We start from the raw sequence: 16,435 nt of genomic DNA, 5'->3' as shown, positions 1-16,435 counted from the left end.
GACCACGAGCAACTCGATCAGTGTGAATCCTTTTTTGTTCATGGCTACTCTCCTTCTATGAGAGCCTATATATACGTAAGGCTCGGTTAGGGCACCGAACGTACCCGATCACATAACGTCCTCGTTGAAACCCCCTGTATTCACGCGCATCCGTTGCATTCCGTGCAAAGAATAGGGCAACGAGCCGTGTATATACATAGAGGCATATTTGCCGAGAGATCGCGTCTTACTCCGTTGATGCGCGACATCAGTTCGAAAGGTTGCGACAATAAGGGACGACGATAACGACATGGCGCCGAAAGCCCGAATAGAAGATTTGTTCACTGCGTCCCGCGCGGACGTTGTAGAACCCCAACAGCTTATGGCTGAATATGGAATTGGCATCGATACGCACAGTCGCTTTATCCAAGTCTGCTTGTTGCTTCGCAAAGACGAGGGGTTCTTGCGCTTCGAGCGCGATTTCGCCACGGACTGGCCCGTGCTGAATGAGGCCCGCCAGTGGTGCTGCGATCTGCTCCGCGTCCACGGGGTCCACGCCGATCCGTTGCGGTACGTCCTGGAATCAACATCCACGTATCACCTCCCGGTAGTGCGCGCCTTCGGCGGAGAACCGCGCATCATCAACCCGATGCTGGCGGGGGCCTCGAAACGCAAGACGGACGTGCTGGACGCCCGTATGCTGGCCTATCACGCCATCACGGGACTGTGGCCGCCCAGCTTCGTGCCCGACGACGCCATCCAGGTGTTGCGCGTCCTGCTGGGCAACCGACGCAATGCCCAGCGCAGAGCGACCCAGCTGTCCAACCGGCTGAACAACATCGTCCTGCGTTTTGGCCATACGTTCGGCACGCTGGGCAAGGTCATGGGGAGCTTCGGACGGGCCATCCTCGAAGACCTCGCCTCGGGAAAACTGCCCGATGCGCCCGGCGTGTGCCCGCAGCCGCTGCCGGAACAGGTTCGCGGCACGCTCCTGCAGCACATCGCCGAATACGACGCCCAACGACAGCGCGTGGCCGAACTCACCCGGCAAGCCACCCGACACGCACACAACACCGAATTCGTGCTCGGCACGGGCGAAATCGTCTCCGGAAAACAACTCATGCCCCTGCTGGAAACTGTGCCCGGCATCGGCCCGCTGACCGCCCTGTTGTGGATGGCCGAAATCGTCGCCGTGCACCGCTTCCCCAGCGCCAAAGCACTCGCCGCCTTTGCCGGATGCGACCCGTCGCTCAAAATATCCGCCGGCAAAGTCGCCCAACACGTCCGGCGCGGCGGCAACAAGACCCTGCACCACGCCCTCATGCAAGCCGCCGGACAGCTCATCCAGAAACGCAACGAACCCTTCGGACGCTGGGGATACAAACTCATGCGATCCCACCCCAAAGGCGGATTCCGCAAAGCCTGCGGCGCCGTCGCACGACGCCTCGCCACCAGCCTGTACCACGTCCAACGCACCGGGGAATCCTTCAGCTACGACAAATACAACTTCTGGCGCGTTCCCGACGTGCCCTCCATTCCCATCCAGGACATGGGCTTGGGACGTTTCACCAAGATACTGTCTTCGCTCGAACTGCATACCAGTAACCAAGTTGTAAACGCCTACATGACCACCCTAGCCAGTGAAAAAGGAGTCGGAGAAAAATGCCTAGCAAGCATCAAACAGTGGCTCAGCCAACACACGAAGGGCTTCACCTCCACGGGACCATCATCGGACGCTCGCGTGCGCAAGTCGGCCCACAGGCTAAAACGCGCATCACCTACCGCATCCTCGCCCACGGACGCGTCATCGAAGTAGACCGCTGGGACGAACACCAACCCGAATCCGTAGGCTGGACCGGCACCATGCCCGTCACCGCGCGCGCCTACATCACCCGCAATGGAATCCCTCAAGTGCGCTTCACCTACGGTCATCCGCTTCAACATGATTTCTAACCATCGCTCTCAGTTGTCGTTGCCCAACGGGACGGCACCTTTCTGAGAATACGCTTTCGATCATTGAATTCCAGCCCCTGCAGTAACCGATTACCTAACGATAAGCCTAGCACGAATATCTGGCTTATGTCAAACTTCCCGTATATAGCATGGAAAATAAATCGAAAAGCATGCATTTAATATGGAGGATAGGTAACCAGTTACTATATGTACCTAGTGCCAGGGACTGCGGCTTGTCCGCAATTTGGGATGTATACCCGGGCGTTTGGCGGGGTTTTGACCCGAGGGTGGGATTAGAGTATCCTAGGGATCAGGCCATAGACGAGAGACGGAACAGGGGGCGTTGCCGTATGACGGACGCGGGCAGAGGAAGACATCGGACCATTTACGATATCGCGATGGAGGCGGGAGTCTCGGCCAAGACTGTCAGCAAGGTATTGAATCGCAAAGAAGGGGTTGCCGAGAAGACCCGCCAGCGCATTTTGGACATTATTGAACGGGTGGGGTATCACCCGCACATCGGTGCGCGGTCCCTTCGAGGGGGCGGCACGGCATGTATCGGCCTGACACTGCCGGTGTCGCTGGATGTTGTGCCGATCAGCGAAGAAGTGCTGTTGTGGCTGTTTGGGCGCCTGCTGAAACTGTTTGGGTCGCGCGGGGAATACATTTGCTTTGACATCAATCCTTCCGGCAGTTCCACGAACGGGGACTATGCGCGCGGTCTGTGGCAGCAGCTCTACCGGGGCTGCGTGGTTGCGGGGCCGTTGCCGCTCGACGATACGACGGTGAAACGTATCCACGATTGGGGGGCGCCCTACCTGGCGCTCAGCCGTTTGGACGGGTTTCCGGAACTGAGTTGCGCGACGGTCGACTTCGAGCTGGGCGCCTACGAGAGCACGAAATTCTTGATTGAGCGTGGGCACAGGCGCATTGCTATGCTGAAGGCTTTTACGGGATTTCAGCCCGGCGCCGAGCGCCGCCGCGGGTATTTGCGCGCCCTCGAAGAGGCCGGGATCCCGCCGGACGAATCGCTCATACGCGCGGTGTCGTTCGATAGTCACGACGCCATCCGCTGTGTGCACCGGCTGCTGATGGATGCCAGCGTCACGGCTCTTATTGATTGCAGCGCGACCGAGGACGGGGCTTCGCTGCGCAGCGGCGCGCGGCGGGCGGGCCGCACGCTCGGTGAAGACTTTGAAGTCCTGACGTGGAGCTATCGTGAGAACGAGGCCGTATTGCCCGAGGCCTGTGCGCAGATGTGGCTGCCCCAGTTTGATGCGACCGGCGAGGGATTCGAGCAGCTGGCCGCCTGGTTTCACGGTGAGCGCGAGGGCCCCATTCATGTGATATACCCGCCCACTCTGCTGGGCAAAGTTCCGCAAACAGAGATTCCACAGCCGCGCCGCCTGTTTGACAGCCGCTCCTGACGGCGCTGAAGCCCTGGCACGGGGCCGCGTGACGGGCGGCGGGCTCGCGGAATAAGGAAGGCGTCAAAGGCTGTCCGCCATTATCTTCCGCAGGCAGCGAATTCCTGCGCGCCTTTCTTGGGGCAGGCGTTCCGCTAGTGAATATCCCCGAGCCCCGGTTGTACTATGCTGGTAATCAAGCGGGCGAATTTCACGGCGGCAGATGGGGACGGAAGCGTCTCAAAGGAGAGGGACATGGGCAAGGCAGCGGGATGGCTCGTGGCGGCGGTTATGCTGGTGGCGGCAATAGGCGCCTTCTTCTGGGGTCTGGGGCAAAAGAGACTTGCGGACGACCTGGATGCGCGTCTTGCGGCGGCCAATCAGGCCAGTGCCGCCATGAAGAAGACCGTCGATGAGATGGGTGCGCGGGTGGACGAAGCCGCCCGGGAGGTCCGGGACCTCGAGGCGCGCGTCGAGAAGGTCCAGCAGGCCGACGCGGCAGCCGCGGCCGTTTCGCCGCCGGCTGAGGGCGCACAGGGCGCGGAGGCGCTGAAGGCCATGATGCAGGCGCTGCAGAAGCCGCCGGAAGAGGGAGCAGCGGGAGCGAAAGGTAACCCGTTCGCGGCGATGTTCTCGGGCGAGCAGGGCAAGAACATGGCGCGCATGTCGGCCCAGATGAGCATCCCAACCATGTACGGCGGACTTTTCAAGGAGTTGAACCTTCCACCCGAGACCGAAGCCAAAGTGCGGGAAATGATGATCGATTCCCTCTCCGAGCAGGTCACCCAGGGGTTCGATGCCATGAACGCCAAAGGGGACCCCGAGGAGATGCGCAAGAATATGGAGGCGCAGGGCAAGAAACTTCGCGACCAGTTGGCGACGGTATTGACGGCGGATGAGCTGGCCGTGTTCGACGAATACGAGGCCAACAAGGAGCGCCGCATGCTCGAATCCGGCATCGACGTCCAGTTGTCCATGTTCGCGCAAGGCCTTACCGAAGAAAACCGCACGGCGTTCCGCGATGTCATCGTCGAGGAAATGACCGCCCAGGGCGGATGGGTGAACAATCCCGAGGTCTACGCAAATCCCGGGGGGGCGATCGACCGCCAGATCGCGGCCTTCCATGCGGCGCGCGACCGGATGGCGCCCACGCTTGACGCCGGCCAGGCTGCGGAGGTGGAGGCCTTCGTGCGGCAGATGGACAACGTGATGAACGCCCAGCGTCAATTCGTCGAAACCATGATGAATCGCGGCGCCGAGGAGGGAAAAAAGCCGGAGTAATGGCGCGAAGTGCCGCGCCCTGGCCGCGGCATTCCACCACGACGGCACAAAGGCGCCAGGTAAGAGGGAACGCATGCTATGACAGGCGCACTCAGAGGGGCGGCGATCATCGCGGCCGTCGTTGCGGGCTTCAGCAGCGCAGTCTGGGCCGGGTCCGGGGAGACCGGCATCCGGACCATTGCCTACCGCGGGATTCGTCCGGCCGATCCTTCAGGCAAGGCGGGTCTGCGGAATCCCGAGCGGGGATGGCGCATCGAAACCCTAATCGCGGAACCGCGTGACTCGAGCATCTGGGGTCCCGCTGCTCATCTTCAAGAGACGCTTCCGCCCAGATACTCGGAGTTGTGGTGGACGCTTGACGCGGACCGCTACGAGCCGTTCGGGCTTACCCTTGCCCAGACCTATTGTTACCTCGACGGTTTCATGAACCGCCCGATATCCGGGGAAAAACTCGATTTGCTGCGCGAGAGCCTGGATGCCGCGCGGCGCCGGGGTTTGAAGGCGTTGCTGCGCTTCGCCTACGAGAAAGAGATGAACCAGGCGGAGGGGCCCACCAAAGAGACCATTTTCGGGCACATCGACCAGCTCGCGCCAGTGATCCAGGAGAACGCCGACGTCATCTTCGTATTGCAGGCGGGATTTGTCGGCGCGTGGGGCGAATGGCACAGTTCCGCGCTGAAACTCGAACAAGACCACGGGACGCTGTCGCAAATCACCCTGAAACTGCTCGCAGTGCTGCCCAAAGACCGCATGACGCAGGTCCGCGTGCCCAAATACAAGCGATGGACCCTCGGGGACGTGGCGCTCGCGGACTACACGTTCCTCAACGCCGAAACCGCCCATTCGGGTACGCCGCTGGCCCGTATCGGTTTCCACAACGATGGATTTCTCGCCTATAACAACTGCGGCGGCACGTGGACCGAAGCGCCGCTCTATTCGAACCCGGGCAACCCCGAGTTTGATTACATGACCGCGGAGAGCCCGTTTGTGGCCGTGGACGGCGAGCTTTTCTGGTCCGACCTGGGCAATCCCGTGGACGGGGTGCGCGCGGCGGTCCGGATGCGTCTTCACCACTACTCGAGTTTCAGCCTCGCCCACAGTTATTCCGAGCGGGAAGGAAAACCGTTTTCGATCGACGCGTGGATGCGCACGCCCATCACCCTCGAACAGGCCGCCGAGGCCAACCTGCCCATAAGCGACGGGTATTTCGAAGGGCCCGGCGGGCAGCCGGTCCCGCGCACCGCGTTCGAATACATCCAGGACCATCTGGGCTACCGTATCGAGCTGCGTTCCGCCACGTTTCCGCAAAAGGCGGCTCCCGGAGATACGATTTCGGCCGAGGTCCAGCTCATCAACCGCGGGTTCTCGACGTTCCACAACCCCCGGCCCGTGCTTCTGGTGCTGGTCAAGGACGAAGAGTGCGTGGCCACGTTTCCCACGGACGCCGATCCGCGCACATGGCAGCCCCATACCCCCGGAGACGACAGCTATGCGCCTCTTACCCATACCGTCAAAGCCGCGTGCCTGTTGCCCGGAGACTTGGCTGCCGGCTGGTACGTGCTGGGACTCTGGCTTCCCGACGCGTACGAATCGCTCCGCATGGACCCGCGCTACGCGGTCCGCACCGCCAACGGCGACGTCCCCTGGTGGACCGACCACGCCGGCTGCTACGGAGTAAACCTGCTGGGGGCGGTCGAGGTGAGCAAGTAGACCGGCTCTCTCAGCCGCTTGCCGTAGCGGGCCAGGGACGAGTGCCGAGCCGGCGCCCGGCGATCCCAGGTGTGCTTCAGTGTCGAGACAGCCGCTTCAGCAGTTGGTGCGTATCTCGAGCTGGTAGAGCTGGGCGAAGGTTTTCATGTGACGGGCGAAATCGCCGCACCAGACCACGGGATGCGGGCCGGGGTATATCGAGCAGATGTCGTCGATATTGTCCATGCGCGCCAGCACGCGCGTGGCGCAGCCGCCCGCCGGCGGGCACGCCGGCGCGCCGACGATGTCGCCGCACCAGGCATCGAGGCTGTTTTCGTCGCGGTGGTATTTGCCCAGCGTGATCCGTTCGCCGACGGGCCAGTTCACATCGAGTGCGAGCGTCTTTGGCAACTGGTGAAAGAACGGCCGCAGGTTGTAGGGCGCGTCTTTCTCGTCCGGTCCGTGCAGCTTCGTGGTGCAAGTGCAGTGCGAGGCGAAATAGAGGTTCTCTTCGGTGTCGAATTCGGGATTGTGCTGGAAGCCGCCGCGTCCGAAGAGGTTTGCGCCCAGCATGAGGGTGAGCGAGGCGTTCAGGTCGTTCTCACAGCCGCAGGGCACGAGCGCGCCGTTGTTGAGCGAGAAACTCAGGCAGGGCTTGCGGTGTTTGAGAAACAGGCATTCGATCGTGATGGCGTCGGCGTCGTACTTCTTCATAATCTCGAGCACAGCGGCATGCGCGCGGACGGCGTCGAGAAACGCCTTTTCCTCGAGGTCGCTGATCCTCTTCGCCCGTCTCCGCACCGATGCGGCCAGGCGCTTCATTTCCGGCGTTATCTCCGTGGCGTCATAGAGGTCATTGAAGTACCCCGCGGGCACGCCGTGAACGGGCATATCGAAAAAGTCGATGTGATCGTCGGCTTCCTTCTCGAGCTGTCCCGATACGCGCAGCAACCGGCTTTGCGCCATGCGAGTTTTCGCATGGACGGCGCGAAGACCGCGCTCGAGGGCGTCCCAGTGCTCGATCGAGTGGATGTACTGCATGCCTTTTTCGGTGCGGAAGCGCTCGGGCGGCAATTGATGGTTCGCGCCGAGGGGATGGTAGAGGATGATGGGTCCGTCGTACGCATCCAGGATCGGGCATATTTTCGCGCTGAAGGAATTCCAGAAGTTGAACAGGAGGAGCGCGCCGGGCTTGTTGGCGGTTATGTCCGCGATGAAGGCCTGAATGCCGGCGTCGGTGTAGATGGGCGTGGCGTCAACCTCGAGCGCAAGGGTGAGATCGCGCGTCATCTCGGCCAGCTGCTGTTCAAACTTTGCCTGCTGGGCTTCCGGCTCGAACTGGTTGCCCGGCCAGGTGAACCACGCGTGTTTGCTCCACGAATCTTCGCACTTGCCTTCGAGCACCACCTGTTTCGGCGGATAGAAGAACGCTCCGCGCACCCGCGCGGGCTTCTTGTTGCGCGGCGCGGCAAGCAGCGGCGAGCCATCGGCCGCATACGCCCGAGCCAATAGGCCGGACGCGAGCAGGGCCGCCGACGACGTCATGAAAGTCCGGCGATTCAGTTCGTGTGTCATGATCTCAACCTCCCCGAGCGGTTCGCCGCGTTGTGATTGGATTTCAGTATACCGGACAGGGACGCCAGCACCACAGAAAATGCGCGGCAGGGCTCACTGGGCCTGCGAAGAGGGTTTCTCGCGGTGCCAGATCTTGTTGACGATCTTCCACTCGCCATCGATCTTCAAGAGGGACAGGTAGTCGGTGTAATGAACGCTGGGCCAGGCGAGGGCGGTCTTGACGACAGCCGCCCGGCCGGTGACATCGATCGAGACGATGGCGTTGTTGCGTCCGGCCGGGTCGGGGGCCTTGCCCCGGGTATACACCACCCATTCCTGGAACGGTTCCCATTCCACGGCGCCCTCATTGGTGGTTCCGATGACGTTGGCCTTGGGATGGAACGCTTTTCGCAACGCCTCCTCGTCGTATTTGATGATTCCGTCGAAGTAGAGTTGAATCACCGCGCGGATTGCTTCCTCATCCTTCTTAAGGTCCGGCGAGGTTTCTTCGGTCGCGGCGGCCATGAGGATGCCGCCCGCCGCCGCCAATGCACAAACTGCCGCCGCCCACGTGTATTTCATGACAAGGTCCTCCAGGTGTTGTTATCCGGCGCACCGCCATGATGACCGCAACCCTCTATTTACCCTAAATGGCTTCCGGGACGCAAAAGGGGTCTGCGCTGGCGCAGGCTGAAGAATGCCGGGCCGGGGCCCGGCGACGCCAGATGCGCGGCGCCCATAACCCGGCGAGGTGAATGGGTCAAGGCCGCACGTCAAGCCCCTACACCAGACCGTCTTGGCAACCGTGGTATCCCGCAGGACTTCGTCCTGTGTTATTCGGCGGTTTGCACGTCGAGATGCGCGCCGTTGGGTGCGAATGCGCGGGCGCGGGTGATGATGAACCGGGGAGCCTCGCCGGAAGCTGCGTCCGCAGTGTGGCAGGACACGTTGATGAGTTCGCCCAAGGGGTAGCCGGTCCGCGCGGGGGAGATATCGAGCCAGATGCCGCCTTCGGGATCGGGTCGGGACACCACCTGCCGCCCGCTTCTCAGTGCGTCGATGCCGGGGAGCGCGTCGCCCCATTCGACCGCGCGCGGCGGCTCTGTGTTGAGGCGGAATGTCAGGAGGTCGACCTGGGCGGACCGTTCGGAGGATGCGCTGATCGCAAGCCGGAGCATGTCTCCGCCGGTCTCGCGCTGCTGTTCAATAGCGAGGGATACGGAGCTTCGGGGGAGATACCGGAAACCGCCGGGGAGTGTGCCTGTCTGGTCTGCTTCGCGTCCTTCCATGACGACATCGACCGTGCCGCCGTCAGGGGAATCGGCGGGCGGGACTTCGGCCTCCAATCCACGCGGCCCGAGCACCCGCACGCGGGCGGCGGGGCGTTCGCCGAACCGCACGGCCATGCCAGGCGCGAAGTTGCGTCCGCTGAGCTGTACCCAGATGCCTCCTTCTGCGGGCCATTCGGCTGGGCGGACGGCGTCGAGCACGGGCGTTCCGGCGGGCGGGATGGGCGACAGGTCGGCCCCGTCCCAGATGCCGTCTCCATCGGAATCGGGATTGACCGCGCTGGTCTCGCCCTCATCGGTGCGGCCGTTGCGGTTGCGGTCCTCGAGACCGTCCGGAATGCCGTCGCCGTCGGTGTCGGGGTTGAACCGGTCCGTTTCGCCGGGGTCCAATGCGGCGTTTTGGTTGGCGTCTTCGATGGCATCGGGGAGGCCGTCTCCGTCGACGTCCGATACCTCGCGCCCGGCATCGTCCAGCCACTGGATGAGATCGCCCACGAAACGCCGGTGGGTCGGATCGGATAAGGCGCTGTTCTCGAGCGGCGTGGCCGATGCGAGAACGGCCACGCGGCCGAGCCCGTACGGCACAATTGCGAAGATTGCGCCGCCGCGCTCAGGGTCGCGCACGAGTGTCGTGCCAGGCGGGTCCACCCGGATGCGGCAGCCGCGTTCGATGGCCGCCGAGCCCCAGTTCCGGCACAAGGGGGGCGCTCCAGACACGTCGAAGGTGCCCGAAACGTCTTCCGCGGTATCCAGGTGCACGCCGGTGGGCGCGAGCCAGTCCGCGAGCGTCCGCGCTTTGGATTCATCGAGATGGGCGCCGAGGAAGAGCACGCCCCCGCCGGCGGCCACGTAGGAGAGAAGCGCCTGCCTCGTGACGATGCCCTCGGACGCCGCACGCGCGGTCAAGACCACCAGGGCATGCTCCGTCAGAGGTTCGTTGAAGGGGGACGCCCCGTACCGGTGGCTGAACCAGTGCGGCGGGCCTGCAAGGAGGGCCGTTGCGGCTTCGAGCGGATGGCCTCCTGCACGGTCGAGAAGCCGCGCGCTTTCTTCCGTGCTCCCCAGCAGCCAAAGAATGCTTCGCGGCCCTGCGGGCAGGGGGGATACCTGTACCACAATCGAATGTCTGGGGAAACCTTGCCCGGAGAGCGCCCCGAGTTCCGGGAACATGACATGCACGACGCCTTGAAGGGGGGGCGTGGCGGCAGGCTCGGAGGAGAACACCGAAGCGTCGACGCCCATCACCGCGAACCCCGCCTCTCCGGGGCCTCCCGAGCGGGGATGCGCGCGCAGCCACGGCATGGCGGCTGCGTCAAACTCGATTTGCCAGGGCACTTCGGGGCCTTCCTTTGTCAAGATATTCAAGACCCGTTGTTCGCGTCCAACCGCCTCTCCCCGAAACAGCACCACGTCCGGCAGTTGAGCAGCGAGCGCGGACCCGGCCGCCGGTGAATCACCCGTGCCGGTTTCGGCGTCACGCGTGAGCGCGGCCAACATGAGTGCTTCCGCCACAACGCCGCTTTGGAACGCGGCCGTCTGGAGAATTGCGCCGTCTTCCGGATTCACCAGATGCAGCCGGTGCGCTTCCGCCGCGAGGATGCCAAACTCGCACCACTCCACAAACGAAAGGCTGTTTTCGAAGTGGGTTGGAGTTCCGGCCGGTTCGCCCTCCGGCCAGATTTCGAGGCGCTCGCGCACGCCGATCGCGACGGCAGTTCCCGCGGGGTCAGGTGCGACCCGGAGGGGTCCCAAGGCGTTTACAAACGGCTGCTCGACGGCGCGCGGGGCTGATGGCGTGAGGGGGAGCCGGTAGAGATAGGCGAATCCTTCGCCGGGACTGATGGTGGCCATCCAGCAGGCGCCATTGGCCAGGGGCCACAGACTCGGCGCCGGTGTCTGTGGAATTCCGGGAAACTCCTCGGGTTCCGCGATGAATTCGAACGTCGCGGCATCCAACTGATACAACCATGATCGCTGCTCCCCTTCGGGGGACTCGAGCGAGAAACCTGACACAAGGACGAGCACGCGCCGCTTGTCTGGGGTGATGGCCATCTCGATGGGTGACGCAGGCCCTTGGGCAGGGTCTCCCACCGGTGACAGGAGCATATCTGCCAAGAGCTGGCGTGTGCGCGTATCGAACATGACGAGAGATACGCCCAGCGAACCGCGGCAGAGAACAGCAATGCGGCCGCCTTCCAGCGGAAGGGCTTGAACAGGAGTCCCAGCCAAGCGCCACGTGACCCGCGGGGTTGTGTCGAAGCCCGCAAGGGGGCTAAACATCCAAAGCGTGACACTCCCCAGCTCCGGGGCGTCTTGTCCGCCGCTCTCGAGCCCGACGACAAAGAGCGTATCCTGGCCGGGCTGCTGGAATGCGCATCCAAACTTCATGTTCGGCGCAAGGAGCATGCCCCCGCCCTCGGCGCGAACGATTTCGGGTGAATCGAGCGCCACGGCGCTGATGGCCGCCATTTGTGCCGGCCATCCCTCGGGCTGCGGCCACAGTGCCCGGGTTGTCAGGAATGCCCAGGCGCCGTCAGGGCTGGTGGCCAACGGGGTGACGGCCTGCATTCCTGGAAACGTGTCCTGCCACGGAGACACCTGTCCCGTAGTCATGTCGGCGACATGCAGGGTTTGGCGCGTTTCCTCGCGCGTGGCCGCGCGGGCCGTCGTGCGCACAAGGACCTGCTGCGCGGGGACCCCCGCGGCAGAGGCGAGCAACCCGAACACAAGCGCTATGTGTAAGCCAAGTTTCACGTGCTGTCCCACGGGCGTGCCTCAAACTGCCCGGTTGTTATTGTAGCAGGAATTCGGATGGCGGTTGCCCGAAAGGGGACGCCCGCCGGCCTTGCGCTGGGGGATGCGCGGCGCCGGCGGGCGATGGGCTCTGCCCGCACACGCGTGCGGGGGAACGAAACGCTTGCATCAATAGTGGTACGCTGGTTCCCTCTTCATGAGCAAGGCGGCGAGAATGTACAGAAAGACCACCGGGAAGAACCCGGTCAAGATGAACGCGCCGAACACGATTGCCCGAAGCCAGAAAGCCGACAGGTCGAAGTAGTCGGCGAGGCCGCGGCAAACGCCGAACAAAATGCCATCGCGGGACCGGTATAGCCCCGAGCGATAGGTGGTGTATTCGTAAGCCATGGTGGTGTCCTCTCTCCACGTAGTTTCGTTGCGCATCCCTCGCCGTCAGTTCCCGGCGGATGCCTTGAGTTCTTCCAGTTCGCGTTCGATCTCTTCGTCTGCGCCCAATCCGGCGAATTCCTCTTCGAGGCTGGGCCGCCGTCCAAAGTTCACCAGGTCCGCCTCGGCCTCCATGCACTCGATACGGTGCTCGAATTCATGAAACCGCTGCATCGCGCGCGAGGTGTCCAAACGCCGCAGCTGATGTTGCGCGCGGCGATGTTGTCCCGCCCGCACGTGGCGCTGCACAAGCATGCGCCTTCTCTCCATGACCAGCTTGAGCTTTGCCAGGAGCGCGTCGATGTCCTGCTGGTACTGTTCGAGCATGGCATCGGCCTGAACCAGTTCCTGTTCGAGCGCGGCAGCCCGGCCCAGGTACCGGCGCCTTTCAACCAGCGCCTCGCGGGCGAGGTCGTCGCGGCCTTTGTCGACGGCCAGGCGGGCCCTGCCGGCCCAGAGTTCGGCCCGCTCGCGCACGCGCTCCAGTTCGATTTCGATGTCGCGCCGGGCGGCCAGAGCCCCGTCCCGCGCGACCTTGACGCGTCCGAGCGTTTCTTCCATCTCGCGGGCCATGAAACGAACCATCTTCTCGGGGTTCTCTGCCTTATCCAGCATGGCGTTAACGTTTGCGTTCACGATGTCGCGTGTACGTGTGAAGACACCCATGACAAACCTCCTTCTGAGTTTCCTATTCGCCGCTTCGGGCAGCGAGAGTCGTTGATGCAGACACCCGGGGGCTAATCAGGACCGCATACGCCAGTCCGCGAGCATGGGACCGAGGACGGTACTGTGCGGGGGTCCGCATTTCTTTGCCGGACCCTTTGGCGGCCCTTTGTCCTGACTCGCCCGCATACGCTGTCGCTGCTTCGAGAATTAGGCGCGACAGGTCCTCTAACACTTCGGGAACGTCGCGGAGAATCTCCACGCCGGCGCGAAACCACTCGGGCCGCTCCGTCGGGCGGCACCAAACGATGCGCCCTTTGAATTCGGCCGCCTCGTTCGGGTTCCAGGTGCTGAATACCCGCAGCAGAACCTTCCGGCCCGGCGTCAGGTACCGGCCCAGAGTCATCGACAATCCGCCGCGGCTCAGGTCCCGGCAGCGCGCCTTACCCGAGGCGCCCGACCCGTAGAAGTATTCAACTTCCGTGCTGAACGGCACCCGCCAGAACGTGCGTCCGTTCGCCCAAATCTGTTTTTCAATTGCCTCCGCCATCGGTCCTTCCCATCCTTTCAACCGGTTCTTCCTACATTGCAAAGGTCTTGCCAAAGAGGGTCTTCACACATAACCCTTTAGTAAGTTGTGCCTTATGCACACCTGACAGCCATTGAGGCATTGACGCGCATGGCGAAAAACGCTATTGTTTGGTGAGAATCCATAGCGCAAGAGGGTAATTGAGCCATGAGCGAACCAAATCGCGGCCAGCGGCGCGAAGAAATCGAGGCCTCCGTACCTGAGGTGCAGGAAGCACTTGGCCAATGCGAAGCGTTTCTGACGTTCCAGGAGCACCTGTCTCGTGCGGCACGGGTGGACCGTCCCGTGCTGGTCCTCGGGGAACGCGGAACCGGGAAAGAGCTGGCGGCCACCCGGCTTCATTTCCTTTCGAAACGGTGGCAACAGCCTTTTGTGGCGTTGAACTGCGCCGCGCTTGCGCCCTCGCTCATCGAATCCGAGCTGTTCGGCCACGAAGCTGGCGCTTTCACGGGCGCAACGGCCCGCCGGGCGGGGCGCTTCGAGATGGCTAACGAAGGGACCCTCTTCCTTGATGAAATCGGGCTTATCCCGCTCGAGACCCAGGAGAAAATCCTGCGCGCGGTCGAGTACGGGGTTTTCGAACGGGTGGGCAGCTCGCGGCCCGTTCGGGTGGATGTGCGGATTGTCGGGGCAACCAATGCCGACCTTCGGACGCTGGCGGGGTCAGGCAGATTTCGCCAGGACCTGCTGGACCGCCTTTCGTTTGAAGTGCTGCATTTGCCGCCGCTCCGGGCCCGCCAGGAAGACATTATGCTGCTGGCGAATCATTTTGCGGCGCGTATGGCCCATGAACTGGGCTGGGAAGACGTGCCCGAGTTCAGCGACGAAGCGATCGCGGCGCTCGAAAGCTACCCGTGGCCCGGTAACGTGCGCGAACTGAAGAATGTCATCGAGCGCAGCGTTTATCGGGCTGGCTCCGCATACATCGAGTCCATCGTGTTTGACCCTTTCGCGGGGAGCTATGCCCTTGCCGCGCCGCCGCCCAAGAGCGCCCGTGAAGGGGTGACGAGTGATGGCGCCGGTAGAACGGCGCCGCCCCTCCCGCCGGTCCCGGTGCCCGCGGCGGACGACGAACGTCCCTATGCCGACGTCATCCGGGAAGTCGAGCTGCGTATGTTGCGCCGCGCGCTGCAGCGTTGCCAGTTCAACCAGAAAAAAGCCGCCGAGAGCCTCTCACTTACCTACCACCAGTTCCGAGGCCTGTACCGCAAGTATCAGGACGCGTTGTAATTTCGGGGACACAATACTCAATTGGGCTCTTGCGCGCACTACCTGCCGTGAATGTCACGTGCATTCATAGTGACAATTGAGTATTGTGTCCCCGAAATTACCCGAAATTACGAGGGGCTGTTTGATGAAAACGCTGGTTTCGGTGGTCGTGCCGTTCTACAACGAGGAAGCGAACGTGCCGCTGTTGGCGGGGAAGATCGACGAGGTCTTTGCCGGGCTGGCGGACTACGACTACGAGTGCCTGTTCGTCAACGACGGCAGCACCGACGGCACACGCGCGGAGTTGGAGACGCTGACCCGTTCGAATCCCCGCGTTCGCGCGTTGCATCTGGTGGCGAACCGGGGGCAGTCGGCGGCGCTGGTTGCGGGAATGCGCCGTGCCAAAGGCGAGTACGTGTTCATCCTGGACGGCGACCTTCAGAACGACCCCTGCGATTTTCCGAGAATGCTGGAATTGCTCAAGGAGTATGACTGCGTGTGCGGCTACCGGGCGAACCGTCAGGATTCGTGGGTGCGGCGGATGTCGAGCCGCATCGCCAACAAGACCCGGGCATTGTTCGTGCCGACAGGAACCCGCGACGCCGGTTGCGGGAGCAAGGGATTCCGGCGCGTGTGCGTGCCGCACATCGTATCGTTCAACGGCGCGCACCGTTTTCTGGACTCTGTGCTCGTCAACGCGGGGTTCACGGTGGCCGAGTGCCCGGTGACGCACCACCCCCGTCAGCACGGGGTATCGAAATACGGCATCCATAACCGGCTCTGGCGGGGGATTTACGACCTTATCGGGGTGCGGTGGCTCTGCAAGCGCTACGTGACGTTCGAGGTCGAGGGGGAGGACACGCATGGCTGACCCGGCACTTGCCGAACCCTCGATTCTCTGGTACGTTCTCGGCGTTCCTGCAAGCGTGATCTTCTACGGCCGGTTCTATGTGCAGTGGATCGTCTCGGAGATTCGCCGCAAGAGCGTCATGCCGATTTCGTTCTGGTACATGAGCAGTGTTGGCTCGCTCATGCTGCTGGTTTATGGCGTGGCTACCACGTCGGCCCTAGGAACCCTGAGCCATTGCTTTAACATCGCGGTGTACAGCCGCAACCTGATCCACATTTGGCGCGAAAAGGGCAAATTGTCGCCCGCGTTGAACGCCGGGGTGCATATCTTCGTTGTGGTGGTGATCCTAGCTTCCGCGGGGGTAACGGCCTGGACGTGGTGGCATGTTTACGACCGCAGGAGCGCGGGGCCGGCCGGCGAGATACAGAAGACGGCGTTCTGGCTCGGCATCGGCGTGCTTGGGCAGGCGCTGTTTGCCATGCGGTTCCTCGTGCAATGGATTGCCACCGAAAAGCGTAAAAAGAGCGTCGTGCCCACCTCGTTCTGGTGGTTGAGCCTGGTGGCGTCGGCTCTCATGTGCGCGAGTTTCAGCCGCGAACGCGAATGGGTTTACGCGGTTGGTATTGCCGCGACCCTGTTCATTTACGCCCGCAACCTGTGGCTCATCTATATCTACGGCAGCGAGGAGGCGAAGGCTCGAACCGCCGAGTCTTGATTCCGGCCGCCTGCCGGGGACGGCCTTGACCCCATCGGGCGAAGCGGCTACTTTAGGCGCGGGCTTCTTCTCTTG

The 16,435-nt window shown here is 62.8% G+C and carries 13 protein-coding genes; 7 read left to right on the top strand and 6 right to left on the bottom strand.

The window, feature by feature from the left end:
- Positions 1-361 precede the first annotated feature (361 nt).
- The 4 genes from PLJ71_20190 to PLJ71_20175 all read left to right on the top strand — a co-directional run bounded on the left by PLJ71_20190 (position 362) and on the right by PLJ71_20175 (position 6,329).
- Positions 362-1,795, top strand: a complete 1,434-nt coding sequence (locus PLJ71_20190; GenBank protein ID HQM51013.1) for an IS110 family transposase — start codon at positions 362-364, stop codon at positions 1,793-1,795.
- 487 nt (positions 1,796-2,282) lie between these two features.
- Complete coding sequence (locus PLJ71_20185; protein ID HQM51012.1) at positions 2,283-3,359, top strand: LacI family DNA-binding transcriptional regulator; 1,077 nt, start codon at positions 2,283-2,285, stop codon at positions 3,357-3,359.
- 234 nt (positions 3,360-3,593) lie between these two features.
- Positions 3,594-4,619: a hypothetical protein gene (locus PLJ71_20180; protein ID HQM51011.1), complete on the top strand. Its 1,026-nt coding sequence runs from the start codon at positions 3,594-3,596 to the stop codon at positions 4,617-4,619.
- A 78-nt stretch (positions 4,620-4,697) separates the two neighbouring features.
- Positions 4,698-6,329 carry a DUF4832 domain-containing protein gene (locus PLJ71_20175; GenBank protein HQM51010.1) on the top strand — a complete coding sequence of 544 codons (1,632 nt, stop codon included), beginning with the start codon at positions 4,698-4,700 and terminating at the stop codon, positions 6,327-6,329.
- A 96-nt stretch (positions 6,330-6,425) separates the two neighbouring features.
- Here PLJ71_20175 and PLJ71_20170 read toward each other — a convergent pair whose 3' ends face one another.
- From PLJ71_20170 to PLJ71_20145, 6 genes are all read right to left on the bottom strand, one after another.
- Positions 6,426-7,883 carry a hypothetical protein gene (locus PLJ71_20170; GenBank protein HQM51009.1) on the bottom strand — a complete coding sequence of 486 codons (1,458 nt, stop codon included), beginning with the start codon at positions 7,881-7,883 and terminating at the stop codon, positions 6,426-6,428.
- A gap of 93 nt (positions 7,884-7,976) precedes the next feature.
- Complete coding sequence (locus PLJ71_20165) at positions 7,977-8,444, bottom strand: nuclear transport factor 2 family protein (GenBank protein HQM51008.1); 468 nt, start codon at positions 8,442-8,444, stop codon at positions 7,977-7,979.
- A 251-nt stretch (positions 8,445-8,695) separates the two neighbouring features.
- Complete coding sequence (locus PLJ71_20160; protein HQM51007.1) at positions 8,696-11,905, bottom strand: hypothetical protein; 3,210 nt, start codon at positions 11,903-11,905, stop codon at positions 8,696-8,698.
- A gap of 168 nt (positions 11,906-12,073) precedes the next feature.
- Positions 12,074-12,331 carry a PspC domain-containing protein gene (locus PLJ71_20155; protein HQM51006.1) on the bottom strand — a complete coding sequence of 86 codons (258 nt, stop codon included), beginning with the start codon at positions 12,329-12,331 and terminating at the stop codon, positions 12,074-12,076.
- A gap of 9 nt (positions 12,332-12,340) precedes the next feature.
- Positions 12,341-13,000 carry a PspA/IM30 family protein gene (locus PLJ71_20150; protein HQM51005.1) on the bottom strand — a complete coding sequence of 220 codons (660 nt, stop codon included), beginning with the start codon at positions 12,998-13,000 and terminating at the stop codon, positions 12,341-12,343.
- Between the two features lie 22 nt (positions 13,001-13,022).
- Positions 13,023-13,547, bottom strand: a complete 525-nt coding sequence (locus tag PLJ71_20145; protein ID HQM51004.1) for a PilZ domain-containing protein — start codon at positions 13,545-13,547, stop codon at positions 13,023-13,025.
- 186 nt (positions 13,548-13,733) lie between these two features.
- Here PLJ71_20145 and pspF point away from each other — a divergent pair, with 186 nt between their 5' ends.
- From pspF to PLJ71_20130, 3 genes are all read left to right on the top strand, one after another.
- Positions 13,734-14,816, top strand: coding sequence for a phage shock protein operon transcriptional activator (gene pspF, locus PLJ71_20140; GenBank protein HQM51003.1), 1,083 nt, complete (start codon positions 13,734-13,736; stop codon positions 14,814-14,816).
- Positions 14,817-14,940: 124 nt separating this feature from the next.
- Entirely contained in the window at positions 14,941-15,666 is a 726-nt protein-coding gene (locus tag PLJ71_20135; protein ID HQM51002.1) for a glycosyltransferase family 2 protein, read from the top strand.
- The gene (locus PLJ71_20130) at positions 15,659-16,360 is read left to right on the top strand and encodes a lipid-A-disaccharide synthase N-terminal domain-containing protein (protein ID HQM51001.1); all 702 of its coding nucleotides are present in this window, start codon (positions 15,659-15,661) and stop codon (positions 16,358-16,360) included. The genes PLJ71_20135 and PLJ71_20130 overlap by 8 nt, the downstream gene beginning before the upstream one ends.
- Positions 16,361-16,435 lie beyond the last annotated feature (75 nt).

Source organism: Candidatus Hydrogenedentota bacterium (assembly GCA_035416745.1).
GTDB lineage: Bacteria > Hydrogenedentota > Hydrogenedentia > Hydrogenedentales > SLHB01 > UBA2224.
The sequence above is the reverse complement of the archived record's forward strand: the minus strand, read 5'-3'. Positions and strand labels throughout refer to the sequence as shown.

Coding starts and splice junctions, on each gene's coding strand:
- PLJ71_20135 (HQM51002.1), top strand. CDS start 14,941: ATGAAAACGCTGGTTTCGGTGGTCGTGCCGTTCTACAACGAGGAAGCG.
- PLJ71_20165 (HQM51008.1), bottom strand. CDS start 8,444: ATGAAATACACGTGGGCGGCGGCAGTTTGTGCATTGGCGGCGGCGGGC.
- PLJ71_20170 (HQM51009.1), bottom strand. CDS start 7,883: ATGACACACGAACTGAATCGCCGGACTTTCATGACGTCGTCGGCGGCC.
- PLJ71_20150 (HQM51005.1), bottom strand. CDS start 13,000: ATGGGTGTCTTCACACGTACACGCGACATCGTGAACGCAAACGTTAAC.
- PLJ71_20190 (HQM51013.1), top strand. CDS start 362: ATGGCTGAATATGGAATTGGCATCGATACGCACAGTCGCTTTATCCAA.
- PLJ71_20145 (HQM51004.1), bottom strand. CDS start 13,547: ATGGCGGAGGCAATTGAAAAACAGATTTGGGCGAACGGACGCACGTTC.
- PLJ71_20180 (HQM51011.1), top strand. CDS start 3,594: ATGGGCAAGGCAGCGGGATGGCTCGTGGCGGCGGTTATGCTGGTGGCG.
- pspF (HQM51003.1), top strand. CDS start 13,734: ATGAGCGAACCAAATCGCGGCCAGCGGCGCGAAGAAATCGAGGCCTCC.
- PLJ71_20155 (HQM51006.1), bottom strand. CDS start 12,331: ATGCGCAACGAAACTACGTGGAGAGAGGACACCACCATGGCTTACGAA.
- PLJ71_20185 (HQM51012.1), top strand. CDS start 2,283: ATGACGGACGCGGGCAGAGGAAGACATCGGACCATTTACGATATCGCG.
- PLJ71_20130 (HQM51001.1), top strand. CDS start 15,659: ATGGCTGACCCGGCACTTGCCGAACCCTCGATTCTCTGGTACGTTCTC.
- PLJ71_20175 (HQM51010.1), top strand. CDS start 4,698: ATGACAGGCGCACTCAGAGGGGCGGCGATCATCGCGGCCGTCGTTGCG.